This is a genomic window from Collinsella sp. TF08-11AT (assembly GCF_003437035.1).
In the GTDB taxonomy this organism is placed as follows: Bacteria; Actinomycetota; Coriobacteriia; order Coriobacteriales; family Coriobacteriaceae; genus Collinsella.
The window spans coordinates 384094-396756 of the sequence record NZ_QSRL01000001.1; the positions used below are offsets into that span (position 1 = coordinate 384094).

Sequence of the window (12663 nt, forward strand, 5' to 3'; positions counted from 1 at the left end):
GACGATGCGCCTATACAAGACCCCAGGTCTTGACCTCTTGGTCGAGCCAGCCGTCGGCCAAGCGATCGCAGACCACCTGATCGACCACGGCCGAGAGGTCGCAGCCCTTCTTGGTCGCCACGCCGTAGCCCTGCTCGCCAAACTTGACCTCGGGCTGCAGTAGCTCGACAGTCTCGTTCATGTAGCCGGCCAGCGTGGAGCGGTCCATGGCAAAGACGTCGATATTGCCGGCGTCGAGCGAACTCTTGATGATGGGGTAGCCGCTAAAGGCCCTAAATTCGGGCTCGCAGGTAAAGCCGTTATCCTTGATCATCTGCTCGATCAGGCCCTGCGTGGTGGCACCCTGACTCACGCCGATGACCTTGCCGTCCAGGTCCTCAATCGAGGTAAAGCCCGAACGTTTCTTGACCATGAGGCCCACGTAGTCGGTGCGATACGGCGTCGAGAAATCCCAGCTCTTCTTGCGCTCGTCGGTGATGGTGTAGGTCGCCGCGACCACATCGAGTTGGCCGTTGTCGATCAGCGGGCCGCGCGTCTTGGGCGTTACGTCGGTAAACTCGACCAGCTCCTGGGCGCGGGCCTCCTTGTAGCTCACGCCAAAGACGGCAGCGGCGATCTGGTAGCACAGATCGACCTCCATGCCCTCAAAGCGACCCTTGGCTGTGTCGTAATAGCCGTAGCCGGGAACATCCTTCTTAACGCCGGCATTCAGGTGCCCACGCGACTTGATGGTCGCAAGCTTGGAGCCCTTGTCGGAGCCGTCGCCGCCGGCGGAGTTACCGCAACCGGTGAGCGCGGTCCCCGTCAGCGCGAGCATGCCAGCGCCCGCCAGCTGCAAAAAGTGACGGCGCGACACGGCCGCCCTCGTCATATCCGTCATGTCCATCACCACGCCTAGTGCAGGATCTTGGACAGGAACTCGCGGCAGCGCGGGTTCTCGGGGTTATCGAAGAAGTGCTCGGGCGTGCCCTCCTCCAGAATGCGGCCGTCCTCCATAAAGATGACGCGGTCGGCCACCTGGCGCGCAAAGCCCATCTCATGCGTCACGCAGATCATGGTGATGTCCTCCTGCGCAAGCTCAATCATAACGTCCAGAACCTCCTGGACCATCTCGGGGTCGAGCGCCGAGGTCGGCTCGTCAAACAGGATGATGGGCTGCTTGGTACACAGGGCACGGGCGATGGCGATGCGCTGCTGCTGACCACCCGAGAGATTCTGCGGATACTCGCCGGCCTTATGCGCCATGCCGACGCGCTTGAGCGCGGCGATGGCGATCTCGGTCGCCTCCTCCTTGCTCTTCTTTTGCAGCTTGATGGGCGCGAGCGTCAGGTTGCCGAGCACCGTCATGTTGGGATACAGGTTGAACTGCTGAAACACCATGGAACTATACTTGCGAGCCATCTCCAGGTGGTTCTTTTTGGTGAGCGGCGTACCGTCGATGATGACCTCGCCCGACGTGGGCTCCTCAAGATAATCGACACAGCGGATGAGCGTCGACTTACCCGAGCCGGAAGGCCCGATCATTACGAGCTTCTCGCCGCGCTTGACGGTGAGGTTGATATCTTTGAGCACATGCAGGTCGCCAAAGTACTTGTTGAGATGCTTGATCTCGATCATGTCTGCCATGAATGTCCCTTCCCTGCGTTTACACGAGTTGAACTATTGTACGGAAAGAACCACGTTTCCGCAGCCCACACTACATTCCCGTAAAGAACCCGCAACCTTCCGCCCACTCATTGGGGACGGACTTAAATGAGTACCTGCTCATTGGGCACTCATTTAAGTCCGTCCCCAATGAGTGCCCAACCGTCCTTGTTGAGCATAAGTCAGCGAAAACCCGTACACGCGAGCAAGGTGACGTGAAATGAAAGGGCGCAGACCTTACGGTCGCGCCCTTGAAATTGAACGTCAGATTGCCGCGTGTACGGGTTTGCAGCGTCGAGCCGTTACGCGGTTTGGTAAAACCGCGTAACAAATTACGCGAGTTTGGCTCCAACGATCTTTGCCGCTGCCGGCTTGTCGAAGTTGCCGCCGGTGACCTTGCCGAGTGCTCCCATGACCTGGCCCATCTGCTTCTTGGACGTGGCGCCCAGCTCGGCGATGACCTGCTCAATCAGAGCCTCGAGCTCCTCGCCCGAAACCTGCGCGGGCAGCAGGCTCTCCAGAATCTTGACCTGCTCGGTCAGGTTGTCGGTACGCTCTTGGTCGGTGCCGGCCTTGATGGACATCTCCAGCGTCTCGCTCGTCTGCTTGATCAGACGCTTGATCATGCTGTTGACGTCTTCCTCGGTCACATCGCGGCGCTCGTTGACCTCGATATTCTTCACCTCGGCCTTAACCTGGCGAATGATGGACAGGCGAACCTTGTCCTTGGCCTTCATGGCCGCGATCATTTCCTTCTGCAGCTCTTCGTTGGTCATCTGCAAATCCTCTCTAATAGCGTGGGCGGCACTCGCGCGAGCACCGCCCCATGATTACTCAGCCGTCGACGAATCGTCGGTCGAACTCTTGGTGACGCCCTTCAGACTGACGTTGTATGGCACGTCTTTGGGCATGGGGTTGACGGTGATGTCGGCATCCTTCTTGTACTGCTCCAGCCACTCGCTGTACGCGGTGCTGGCCGCTTGCGTCTTCACCACGTTGGAGACGTACTTTTTGATGGCCTTGGGCACCTGGTTGATGTCATCAACCTGATTATCGACATGGAAGTAGTCGGTGCACTTGATGATGTGGTAACCATAGGTCGACTCGACGACTTCGCTCACATCGCCCTTGTTGAGCCCCTCGAGCGCCGTCTGGTAGCTGTCGACAAAGGTGGTGAGCTTATCCCAGCCCACATCGCCCTTCTTCTCCTTGGAACCGGTGTCCTCGGAGTACTGTTCAACGGCGTCCTCAAAGCTCAGCTCACCGGAGTTGATCTTGTCCAGGCACTCCTGCGCCTTGGCCTTGGCGGCGGCCTTGTCCTCGTCGGAAGCGTCGGAATCAACCTTGATCAGGATGTTCGACGAGCGGCGGGCGTCGTTGTAGCTGGACAGGTTTTCGTTGATGTAATCGACAATCTCGCTGTCCTTGGGCTTGCTCGTGGGCGCGACGGCATCCTTGAGTTTCTGCTGCGCCAGACTCTCCTTGAGCGAATCCTTGTAGGTGTCTTCGGTATAGCCGTAGGTCTTGAGGGTCTTCTTAAAGGCCTTGGCACCGCCCGCGCTCTTGCACGCGTCCTTCCAAGCCTTCTCGACCTCCTCGTCCGACACCGTCACGCCGTTCTCCTTCTGTGCCTGTTGAAGCAGAATCTGCTGCGTGTAGGAGTCGATGAGTTGCTTGCGGTACTTCTTGGGCGTGAGGTCGTTGTCGACCAGATACTGCGCCCAGTCCTTGTCCTTGGTGTAGCCGTAAGACGTGCGCATGCTCATGATCTGCTTTGTCACGGTGTCCTCGGTGAGGTTGGTGCCGTTGATAGTGGCAGCCACACCGCCGGTAAGCTTGTAGCCCGAGGTATCCTCTGCCTGCGACATAAGGCCGGAGCATGCCATGGCCGAGACGGAAAGCAGCATCGCCAGCACGCCGATGACCACCAGAACGATCTTGACGGTCTTAGACACGTACGTCTTGCGCTGCTTCTTACGAGAGCTCGACGCGGCGCGGGCCTGCTGCTCGGGCGTCGGTGCGGCCTCGGAGTTCTTTTTCTTGTTTGCCATAGTTGGCCTTTCGCATCACGAATCGAACAAACGCCATTGTGTCACAACGCAGCCCCCGCGACAAAGGGGCAACCCTGGCACTTGGGGACGTTCCTTTTCTGCCGGCAGTTAGGGACAGTCCCCAAGTGCCGGCTTTAAAAGTGGCGGCGGATGGCGTCGACCATGCCTTGGGGCGTGGTCTGGCCGAGCACATCGGCTGCGACGTCCGCGTCCATAAAGATATTCATGAGCGCTTGCAGGGCCTCGACCTGGCCGCCCGGCTCGGCAATACCCAAATTGATGACGATCTGCGCCGGCACGGGGGCACCCATGCCGGCCATAGCATTGAACGTCACGGGCGCGGCGGGCTTTACCACCGCGATATAGGGCTTGGCCACAAACCCCGGGTCGGTGTGTGGGATGGCGATGTTGGCCGCCGGCATGGCAAGGCCCGTGGGATAGGCATCCTCGCGCGTGCGGACGGCGTCGAGCCAACCGGTGCAGATGTAGCCGCGCGGGGCAAGTTCGCCTTCGAGTCGCGCAAACACCTCGGCGGGCGTCGCGCACTCCCAATCAAAAAACACCAGCTCAGGCGTAAACAGTGCTTCGTTATCCGCCATACCGTCCTCCAAAGTTGCATGAGGGCCACAATGCTCAATATGATAGCGAAACGGGGTATGCAAGGTTAGCCGAGGATCCCGATGAGCTCGAGTGCGCGCGCGGGCGTCAAGCATACCTCGGGCATCGTCTCCAACATGCGTCGGTCGCTCGTGACTACGTAGTCAACATCCGCCGTATCGCCCGAGGCGATAATGAGATTGTCCTCGAGGTCCGGCATGCGCTTGCCAAGCATGCGCGCCATCTCGCACTCCGCCATCGAAAGCGGGGAAGCCGTTGCCACCTGCATCATATGCTCGACGCATGCCCATGCAGCCGGACCGAACGAAGCGTTAATCCCATTCACATTCCGTCGAGCTAGACGCCGAGGCAAGATGTAGAACACGTCCTTTGCCGTCGTTGGCGCGTACAGAAGGTCGATCTTTCCCGCTTCGGCCAGTTCAACCAATCTTCTCACGTTGTCGAATGCGCCCTCTTGCAGGTAGTAATCAAGCCAAACATTCGTGTCCACCAAGAGCCGCTTTGCCTCGATCATCGGCAATTCGCCTCGATGTCGGCAATCATCGCGTCATACATATCATCTCGTACGGCATCCCAGTCTTCCGCAGATGATCCACCTGGCGCAAAATCCGAAGCGCTTAGCCCCAACGAGGAAAAAGCTAGGCCACACCCCTGCTCGGCCAGGCTCTCCGCACGGGGCGCCTCGCGCTTATCCGCCACCATAAATCCCGGCAACGTTTGATGCTCGACAAGATAGACCCAAAGCGCACGAATAGCATCGCTCGCCCCCAATCCATTGCGAGTTAGGACCGCGTCGCCACCAGCCTTGAGCATAGGATCGATTCGCGTGTTGAGCTGCACCGTTGCTGTACCCATAGCGGCTCCTCTCTATCTGCTAGCAGTATAGCAAACATGAAAGGCCACGCAAAAGGGCCCCGCCCGCACACGGACGAGGCCCTATCAGATTTCTTGGTTCTGATGAAGCTTTTACATCTCAAGGAAACCAAGGAGACCCTTTTTCAAGCGACTAGCGCGCCGGGTCAACTGCCACCTTGCCGTTCTCCAGCACGTGGATGCGACCGTCGGCGAGCATTTGCACGACCTCGGGATACAGCACGTGCTCAATCGCGTGGATGTGCTCCTCGAGCGTGTCGACATCCCAGCCCTCCTCAACAGCCAGTGTGCGCTGGGCGATGATGGGACCGTTGTCGTAGATCTCGTTGGCAAAATGCACGGTCACGCCAGTTACCTTGACGCCGCGCGCAAAGGCATCGTCAATCGCATGCGCACCGGTAAAGCTCGGCAGCAGCGCCGGATGCAGGTTGACCACGCGATTGGGGAACGCCGCCAGCAGCGGCGTGTGCACCATGCGCATATAGCCGGCCATGACCACATACTCGCAGCCGCGCTCGAGAAGCTCGTGCGCGATGATCTCGTCGGCGGCAATAGGGTCGGCGTAGACATCCTTGGACAGCGTGAGCGTCTGGATGCCCGCGCGCTCAGCGCGCTGCAGGCCCTTGGCCGAAGGACGGCTCGACACCACAAGCTCAATCGAAGCGTTGAGCTTGCCGGCGGCGATCAGATCGATCAGCGCCTGCAGGTTGGTACCCGAACCGCTGATGAGCACACCGATCTTGAGCGGCTCTGCCGTATCGGTGCCGGTCGGACGGGTGTAGGGCACAAAGCCCAGGCCCTCACTAGCAGCCATCTGATCGTTAGCGCTCATCGGAGTACACGACCTTACCGGAACCCTCGACGCACTCGCCCACGCGGAACGGCTTCTCGCCCAGCGCGACCAGGGCCTCGGTAACCGCGGCCTCGTCCTCGGGGGCGACGATCAGGCACAGGCCGACGCCCATGTTGAAGGTCTTGCATGCCTCGTTGGGCGCGAGCTCGGCCTGGCGCGACACGTAGGTGATGACGGGCGGAACGTCCCAACCCATCTCGGCACCGTTGCGGGTGACCACGGCGTCGACGTCGTCGGCAAGCGCGCGGTTGAGGTTCTCGGTGATGCCGCCGCCGGTGATATGGGCAATGGCGTGAACGTTGGCGCCACCGCGGAGCAGCTCCAGAATCGGCTTGACGTAGATGCGCGTGGGGGCCAGCAGGGCGTCTGCCAGCGATGCACCACCAAGCTCCTCGAGCGGACGGCTCAGTTCCTCGGCCTTAGCGGCGGCCTCGGTCGTACCCGGCTTGATGCCGTCAACGCCGATGACCTTGCGCACGAGCGAGTAGCCGTTGGAGTGCACGCCGGTGGAAGGCAGGCCCAGGATCACATCGCCGGGGCGAACGTTCGCGGGGTCGAGCATCTTGGGACGATCGACAACACCCACGGTAAAGCCGGCGAGGTCGTAGTCGGCCGGAGCCATGACGCCCGGGTGCTCGGCCATCTCGCCGCCCACGAGCGCGCAGCCCGCGAGCTTGCAGCCGTCGGCCACACCCTTGATGATCTTTGCCATGTGCTCGGCCTCGATGTGACCGATGGCAACGTAGTCCAGGAAGAACAGCGGCTCGGCGCCCGAAGCCAAAATGTCGTTGACGCACATGGCGACCAGGTCCTGGCCCACCGTCTCGTGACGGTCCATGATCTGGGCGAGCACGAGCTTGGTGCCGACGCCGTCGGTACCGCTGATCAGGATCGGGTCTTCCATATCCTTGAGCGCGGCGGCCGAGAACAGGCCACCAAAGCCACCGATGCCGCCGATAACCTCGGGGCGGTTGGTGTCCTTGACCATCCGCTTAATAGCGTCGACGGCGCGGCCGCCCTCGGCGGTATCGACGCCGGCGTCCTCATACGTCACATGCTTGCTGTCGCTCATCTGAGCCTTCCTCTCCCATTACCGTGGCGCCGCGCGGGCGCCAAGCGGTGCTCATAGTTGCGTTCATTTCGGCGCGCGCCATAACAGCACGCGCCGTCATATCAACAAAACAGCAGGTGAAACCTACCAAAATAAACCTGTCCCTAAATGGCAGGTTTTAGGCCCCGCCGTGTTCCTCTTCCCAGCTGCGGTCGTCGTATTTCTCGATCACGGCGTCGTCGTCAAAGTGCAGCGGCTTGTCCAGGTTGCGGGGCTTAAAGCCCTCCATGAACTTGTCGCGGCCAAAGCTCTCGGGAATCGCCACGGGGTAGCGTCCAGTAAAGCACGCATCGCAGTAGCCGCCCTTGGGCATGACCTTCAGCAGGCCCTCGACCGAAAGGAAGGCCAGCGAATCGGCGCCGATATACTCGCAAATCTCGTCGACCGTCTTGTTGGCGCTGATAAGCTGCGACTGCACGTCGGTATCGATACCGTAGAAACACGGCCAGATGACCTCGGGCGAGTTGATGCGGATATGAATCTCCTTGGCGCCGGCGTTGCGCAGCATCTTGACGAGCTGCACCATGGTGGTGCCGCGCACGATGGAGTCGTCGATGACGACCAGGCGCTTGCCCTCGATGTTGTCGCGCAGCGGGTTGAGCTTCATGCGCACGCCCATGGCGCGCAGCTCCTGCGTGGGCTCGATAAACGTACGGCCCACGTAGCGGTTCTTGATGAGGCCCTCGCCAAAGGGAATACCGCTCTCGTGCGAATACCCCTCCGCGGGCGGCAAGCCGGAGTCGGGCACGCCGATGACCAGGTCGGCCTCGACGGGCTCCTCGTGTGCCAGCTGACGACCCATGTCGTAACGGCAGGCATAGACGCTCTTGCCGTTCATGATGGAGTCGGGGCGGGCAAAGTAGACCTGCTCAAAGATGCAGTTAGCAGGCTCTTCGGCGGCAGGCACGCCCTGCTCGGACACAAGGCCCTCGGCGCTGATGCGCAAAATCTCGCCGGGACGGACGTCACGGACGTACTCGGCACCCACGATGTCGAGTGCGCAGGTCTCGGAGGCAACGACCCAGCCGCCGGCGCGCGTGACACGGACGGCGGAGTCGACCGTCGCGGCGCCGTCCTGCGACGGCAGCTGCGAAACGGATGCGGCATCGGCCTGGTCCAGGCCCTCGTCCACCAGCTTGCCCAGCACGAGCGGGCGAATGCCGTGCGGATCGCGAAATGCGTAGAGCGCCTGCTCGTTGATGAGCGTCATGGCGTAGCCGCCGCGCACGAGCTCCATGGTCTTGCGAATGCCCTCACGCAGATGGCCCGTACGCTGAGTAAAGTAGCCGATAAGCTTAGTCGCGACCTCGGAATCCGAATTGGAGAGGAACGGCACGCCCAGCTCGATCAGCTGACGGCGCAACTCGTCGGTGTTGACCAGAGTGCCGTTGTGAGCAAGCGCGATAATGACGCTGTTGATGGTGGAAAGATGCGGCTGCGAGGCTTCCCAGCTCTTGGCGCCGGCGGTGCCATAGCGCACGTGGCCCACGGCCAGCTGGCCGGAGAGCGTCGACAGGTCGGCGTTGGAGAACACGCGATCGAGCAGTCCCAGGTCTTTGCGAACCATAACCGTGCCGCCGTCGCCCACGGCGATTCCCGCCGATTCCTGGCCGCGATGCTGCAGCGCGCGCAGACCAAAGTACGTCAGTCGAGCCACATCGCGATCGGGTGCCCACACACCAAAAATGCCGCATTCCTCATGCAGCTGGTCGGAGTCCGGATCATACGTCGACATGGTCTTCACCTGTCCCGCGGCACGCTCGGCCGCGTGGATGGTTTCTTGAGACATGGCATCCCCTCAGAGCCTCGTTATTTGGCGTTACCTGCCCTATTATACGCACGGCAAGACAAGCACTCCCGCGCATGAACAGCGCTTTTTAAAAGCCCACCGAGCTTATAATCCGTTTTGCAGCCAAACATTTTATTGGGCAACCGCCTCGGGGCCGACGATCCCGCATACTTCCGTTACGACGCGTCTCGCCCGCCGTTGGGGCTTGCATTGTTGCAATTGGGACGTTCGTCCTGTCTTTTGGCAGGTCGGCGGCGTATCCTTGTACCTACAGCAAAACGAGAAAGGTTATGTATGGATCGAAACGAACTCGACCCCAGCGTCCCCAGCGCCACGGAGGTCAAGAAGATCCCCCTCATCATTAAGGTGTACGCCGTCCTGTGCATCCTGTCCGGCGTGGGCACGCTCCCTTCGGTCGGCGCCTTTATGTGGCAGGTCATCACCGCGCTCATCAACGGCAACGCCGCCGCCAAGCTCGGCGACAACACGCTCGTCGCGGTCGGCCTTATCGTCGCCGGCATCATGCTCTCTGCGGCAAGCGCCGTCATCCTGATCATCTTTGGCCTGGACCTTATCAAAAACCAGCGCCGCAACGCCGCTCGCCTGTCCTATATCCTTATCGCGTTTACCGTCGTCGAGCTTTTGGTTGACGTGATGCTCCAGGGCATCGGGCCCTTCTTGCTTCGCCCTGCCATCCAGCTCGGCATCCTCGTCGCGCTTTCGGCCACCGTCGACCCCACGCTGCGGCAGGAGCGCGAGCTGCAGCGCCGCCTGCAGGAGATGCTCGATCGCGACGCCGCCGCCGAGGGCATGCTCGGGCGCGATGAAACCGGCGAAGGCTACATCAAGCTCAACTACTTCAACCTGTTCTGGGTATTCTTTGTCTGCTGCATACTCGGCCTGATCGCCGAGGACATCTGGCACATGACGGTCGACGACCCGGGCGTCTACCAGAACCGCGCCGGCATGCTGTTTGGCCCCTTCAGCCCCATCTACGGATTTGGCGCCGTGCTCATGACCATGGTGCTCAACCGCTTCTATAAAAAGAACCCCATCATTATCTTTTTGGTGAGCGCACTGCTCGGTGCAAGCTTTGAGGTGTTCGTGGGCTGGTTTATGCAAACCTCGTTTGGCGTGGTATCGTGGAGCTACTCGCATATGAAGCTCTTTGGCATGCCCGATCCGCTCGCCGTCCTTACGGGCGGACGTACCTGCACGGGCTTTGCCTGTCTGTGGGGCCTGGGCGGACTCATCTGGATCAAGCTGCTGCTGCCGAGGCTGCTCAAGCTCATCAACATGATTCCATGGAAGAGCCGCTACTCGGCTACCGTCATCTTCACCATCATTATGCTGGTCGATGGCGTTATGACGCTGCAGTCGCTCGATTATTGGTATCAGCGCGTCAACGGCACGGAACCGGATATTCCCGTTGCGCAGTTCTACGGCAAGTACTTCGATAATGACTTTATGGAGAATCGCTTCCAGAGCATGACCATGAGCCCCAAGGATGCGACGCGCGTGTAGCGCCAACCGCGCCCAAAACGCAAAATGCCCGCCGGTATCACACGTACCGGCGGGCATTTTTATAAACGATCCTTCTATCGACGCAAGCCTCTACTCCTCGCGCTCGACCTCACTCACGCATTCATTCTTGATGGTGCCAACGAGCGCCTGCAGCGCATCGACCACGTGCGGGCGAATGTCCCCGCCGATGAGCACGAGCATGATGTCGTCACCTACGGCAAGCTCACCGCTTGCCAGCCACACGCGCACATAGCCGATACCCGGCATCGCGCGCGTCGCCTCGATGGCGGCCTGTACCTTGCTGGCGTCGTAGCCAAACACCATGCCGCCCACCTTGTGGCCCGGCGCCACGCCATCGGTCTCGACTCCGCGCACCTCGGCCTTGGGCGTCGCACGCACCACACCGTTGTGTGTCAGATACATACCGCACGCAGGTGCCGACGAATCGGCCTTGGCCTCGCGCAGCCAAGCATCAACCGAAGGCATCGTTTTGCCATTCTCGAGCATTATTTCTCCCTTACCGTCGTCGAGTAGCCAATTTGGAACGGGGCTTTTTTAGCTACTCTCGAACAACTTATTCCTCGACCGGCGTGAGCACCATGACAGCACGCGTGTTGCTCAGCGATAACGAACGACAGGTCACAAGCGTTACGACCTTGGTTGCCGAGGCGGCGCGATCGCCCGCATCGCTCGCCACGGCAGAGGCACCGTCGAGCATCTCGGACAGGTAGTTCTTGAGCCCGTCGTCGCCCTCAAAATTGGGCGTGCGCGCCTTGGCATACGTGTCCTCGACAACTTTGGTCGCCAGTGGTCGCAGCTTATACGTAGCATCCCGTGTGATGTAATACACGAACTCGATGCTATCGAACGTCGCCTGATCAGTGGTGTCCGAAATCACATTGAACATCGATCCGTCGTTCATATGGTGGCCGTAAATCGTGGTCTGCTGGTCAACCATTCCCGGCGCGGTATCGTCGCTGTCCAAGAAGATCGCACCCGATGCATTGGACGTACCGTCAAACAGCGTGTTGAGGTATTTGGAGTTGTTATTGGTCTGCACCACGGGATAGTTGATGTTGGTTCCCGGCACGTAAATCCAACCCACAATCTCGGGGTTCGTCTGAGCAAGCGCATCAAAGTCGATAATCGGCACGCCGCTGGCGTCCTTATCGCTTACATATTGCTTCTCGATTTTCTGGTACGAATCGCTCGCCTGCTTATAGCCAATCTGAGCATTGATAAAGATGGCAGCGGCGGCGACAATCAGACCGATGCCCACGATGATGAGCAAGATGGGAATGATGGATCGGCGTTTCTTACGCGGCTGCTCGGCATAGTTGGACGGCGCGTCACTCAGCTGCCTCGTCGTCCGAGCCTGCTTCTTTGCCGTGCCATATGACGAAGGGCGATACGCAGCCGGCGTATCCTGGCGGCGATGGGACGTCGGCGTTACGGAACGCGGCGCGCGCGGCTGCTGAGGAGAGGATGTCCGACCCTGCTGTGCCGCATGGGCAGCACCCGGCTTCGACGGATCGGGAATCTGAGAAGCCTTGAATCGTTTTCCCTGATAATCGGACATGGCTCTCCTTATACTGCGGTGAAACGGCGGAACGCCTAGGCGTCGGCCATCTCCTGCTTCATTTTCTCGATAACCTTGCGGTACTCGGGGTCGCAAGCACCCAGAATCTGCGTGGCATAGATGGCGGCGTTCTTGGCACCGTTGATGGCAACGCAGGCCACGGGCACGCCCGAAGGCATCTGCACCATCGACAGCAGCGAATCCATACCGCCCAGGTCACTCGTCTTCATAGGCACGCCGATAACCGGCAGCGGCGTAAAGGCAGCCACGACACCACCCAAGTGGGCGGCCTTGCCGGCAGCGGCGATAATCACTTTGATACCGCGATCGGCGGCAGTCGAAGCCCACTCGTGGACCTTCGCCGGTGTGCGGTGTGCGCTCGCAATGACAAGCTCATAGGGCACGCCCAGCGCCTCGAGCTCGGCGGTGCAACCTTCCATAACGCCCAGATCGGACTTGGAGCCCATGATGATCCCGACAACCGGCTTTTGATCTGCCATAAACAAAGACCTCCTGTTGAGAGCGGTGACGCGGCGGATCCGCGACCCTTAACTGCAAATAAATCAAGTATAGCCGCCGATGCTGATGTGTTCGGCGGGAGACGGAACGCTTTGCGAGATT

General features: G+C 60.2%; 14 protein-coding genes. 1 reads left to right on the top strand and 13 read right to left on the bottom strand.

The window, feature by feature from the left end; translation table 11 throughout:
* Positions 1-10: 10 nt before the first annotated feature.
* The 10 genes from DXC79_RS01540 to DXC79_RS01585 all read right to left on the bottom strand — a co-directional run bounded on the left by DXC79_RS01540 (position 11) and on the right by DXC79_RS01585 (position 8939).
* Positions 11-886 carry a transporter substrate-binding domain-containing protein gene (locus tag DXC79_RS01540; protein WP_117634660.1) on the bottom strand — a complete coding sequence of 292 codons (876 nt, stop codon included), beginning with the start codon at positions 884-886 and terminating at the stop codon, positions 11-13.
* Between the two features lie 8 nt (positions 887-894).
* Positions 895-1626: an amino acid ABC transporter ATP-binding protein gene (locus tag DXC79_RS01545; protein WP_055251548.1), complete on the bottom strand. Its 732-nt coding sequence runs from the start codon at positions 1624-1626 to the stop codon at positions 895-897.
* A gap of 350 nt (positions 1627-1976) precedes the next feature.
* On the bottom strand, positions 1977-2420 hold the full coding sequence (locus DXC79_RS01550) for a GatB/YqeY domain-containing protein (RefSeq protein WP_089572631.1): 444 nt from the start codon (positions 2418-2420) through the stop codon (positions 1977-1979).
* 54 nt (positions 2421-2474) lie between these two features.
* Positions 2475-3695, bottom strand: a complete 1221-nt coding sequence (locus DXC79_RS01555; protein ID WP_117634662.1) for a peptidylprolyl isomerase — start codon at positions 3693-3695, stop codon at positions 2475-2477.
* 134 nt (positions 3696-3829) lie between these two features.
* On the bottom strand, positions 3830-4294 hold the full coding sequence (locus DXC79_RS01560; RefSeq protein WP_117634664.1) for a PTS sugar transporter subunit IIA: 465 nt from the start codon (positions 4292-4294) through the stop codon (positions 3830-3832).
* Between the two features lie 65 nt (positions 4295-4359).
* Positions 4360-4827 (bottom strand): PIN domain-containing protein, encoded by a 468-nt coding sequence (locus tag DXC79_RS01565; RefSeq protein WP_199408615.1) that lies wholly within the window; start codon positions 4825-4827, stop codon positions 4360-4362.
* Positions 4824-5168, bottom strand: a complete 345-nt coding sequence (locus DXC79_RS01570) for a type II toxin-antitoxin system RelB/DinJ family antitoxin (RefSeq protein ID WP_117629795.1) — start codon at positions 5166-5168, stop codon at positions 4824-4826. The genes DXC79_RS01565 and DXC79_RS01570 overlap by 4 nt, the downstream gene beginning before the upstream one ends.
* Before the next feature lie 151 nt (positions 5169-5319).
* Positions 5320-6018: a phosphoribosylglycinamide formyltransferase gene (purN, locus tag DXC79_RS01575; protein WP_117634666.1), complete on the bottom strand. Its 699-nt coding sequence runs from the start codon at positions 6016-6018 to the stop codon at positions 5320-5322.
* Positions 6008-7111, bottom strand: a complete 1104-nt coding sequence (gene purM / locus DXC79_RS01580) for a phosphoribosylformylglycinamidine cyclo-ligase (RefSeq protein ID WP_117634668.1) — start codon at positions 7109-7111, stop codon at positions 6008-6010. Before purM ends, purN begins: the two co-directional genes overlap by 11 nt.
* Positions 7112-7268: 157 nt before the next feature.
* On the bottom strand, positions 7269-8939 hold the full coding sequence (locus tag DXC79_RS01585) for an amidophosphoribosyltransferase (RefSeq protein ID WP_117634670.1): 1671 nt from the start codon (positions 8937-8939) through the stop codon (positions 7269-7271).
* A gap of 294 nt (positions 8940-9233) precedes the next feature.
* Here DXC79_RS01585 and DXC79_RS01590 point away from each other — a divergent pair, with 294 nt between their 5' ends.
* The gene (locus DXC79_RS01590; RefSeq protein ID WP_117634672.1) at positions 9234-10463 is read left to right on the top strand and encodes a putative ABC transporter permease; all 1230 of its coding nucleotides are present in this window, start codon (positions 9234-9236) and stop codon (positions 10461-10463) included.
* Positions 10464-10553: 90 nt separating this feature from the next.
* Here the strand turns inward: DXC79_RS01590 and DXC79_RS01595 are convergent, their stop codons facing one another.
* From DXC79_RS01595 to purE, 3 genes are all read right to left on the bottom strand, one after another.
* Positions 10554-10970 (bottom strand): molybdenum cofactor biosynthesis protein MoaE, encoded by a 417-nt coding sequence (locus DXC79_RS01595; RefSeq protein ID WP_117634674.1) that lies wholly within the window; start codon positions 10968-10970, stop codon positions 10554-10556.
* 67 nt (positions 10971-11037) lie between these two features.
* Positions 11038-12042, bottom strand: a complete 1005-nt coding sequence (locus DXC79_RS01600; RefSeq protein ID WP_117634676.1) for a class B sortase — start codon at positions 12040-12042, stop codon at positions 11038-11040.
* 35 nt (positions 12043-12077) lie between these two features.
* Positions 12078-12542: a 5-(carboxyamino)imidazole ribonucleotide mutase gene (gene purE / locus DXC79_RS01605; RefSeq protein WP_006235810.1), complete on the bottom strand. Its 465-nt coding sequence runs from the start codon at positions 12540-12542 to the stop codon at positions 12078-12080.
* Between the last annotated feature and the right edge of the window lie 121 nt (positions 12543-12663).

What these genes read in the sequence shown, in the direction of transcription:
- DXC79_RS01585 (WP_117634670.1), bottom strand. Translation starts at nt 8,939, where the DNA reads ATGTCTCAAGAAACCATCCACGCGGCCGAGCGTGCCGCGGGACAGGTG.
- DXC79_RS01565 (WP_199408615.1), bottom strand. Translation starts at nt 4,827, where the DNA reads ATGATCGAGGCAAAGCGGCTCTTGGTGGACACGAATGTTTGGCTTGAT.
- DXC79_RS01595 (WP_117634674.1), bottom strand. Translation starts at nt 10,970, where the DNA reads ATGCTCGAGAATGGCAAAACGATGCCTTCGGTTGATGCTTGGCTGCGC.
- DXC79_RS01560 (WP_117634664.1), bottom strand. Translation starts at nt 4,294, where the DNA reads ATGGCGGATAACGAAGCACTGTTTACGCCTGAGCTGGTGTTTTTTGAT.
- DXC79_RS01550 (WP_089572631.1), bottom strand. Translation starts at nt 2,420, where the DNA reads ATGACCAACGAAGAGCTGCAGAAGGAAATGATCGCGGCCATGAAGGCC.
- DXC79_RS01540 (WP_117634660.1), bottom strand. Translation starts at nt 886, where the DNA reads ATGGACATGACGGATATGACGAGGGCGGCCGTGTCGCGCCGTCACTTT.
- DXC79_RS01545 (WP_055251548.1), bottom strand. Translation starts at nt 1,626, where the DNA reads ATGGCAGACATGATCGAGATCAAGCATCTCAACAAGTACTTTGGCGAC.
- DXC79_RS01590 (WP_117634672.1), top strand. Translation starts at nt 9,234, where the DNA reads ATGGATCGAAACGAACTCGACCCCAGCGTCCCCAGCGCCACGGAGGTC.
- purN (WP_117634666.1), bottom strand. Translation starts at nt 6,018, where the DNA reads ATGAGCGCTAACGATCAGATGGCTGCTAGTGAGGGCCTGGGCTTTGTG.
- DXC79_RS01570 (WP_117629795.1), bottom strand. Translation starts at nt 5,168, where the DNA reads ATGGGTACAGCAACGGTGCAGCTCAACACGCGAATCGATCCTATGCTC.
- DXC79_RS01555 (WP_117634662.1), bottom strand. Translation starts at nt 3,695, where the DNA reads ATGGCAAACAAGAAAAAGAACTCCGAGGCCGCACCGACGCCCGAGCAG.
- purM (WP_117634668.1), bottom strand. Translation starts at nt 7,111, where the DNA reads ATGAGCGACAGCAAGCATGTGACGTATGAGGACGCCGGCGTCGATACC.
- purE (WP_006235810.1), bottom strand. Translation starts at nt 12,542, where the DNA reads ATGGCAGATCAAAAGCCGGTTGTCGGGATCATCATGGGCTCCAAGTCC.
- DXC79_RS01600 (WP_117634676.1), bottom strand. Translation starts at nt 12,042, where the DNA reads ATGTCCGATTATCAGGGAAAACGATTCAAGGCTTCTCAGATTCCCGAT.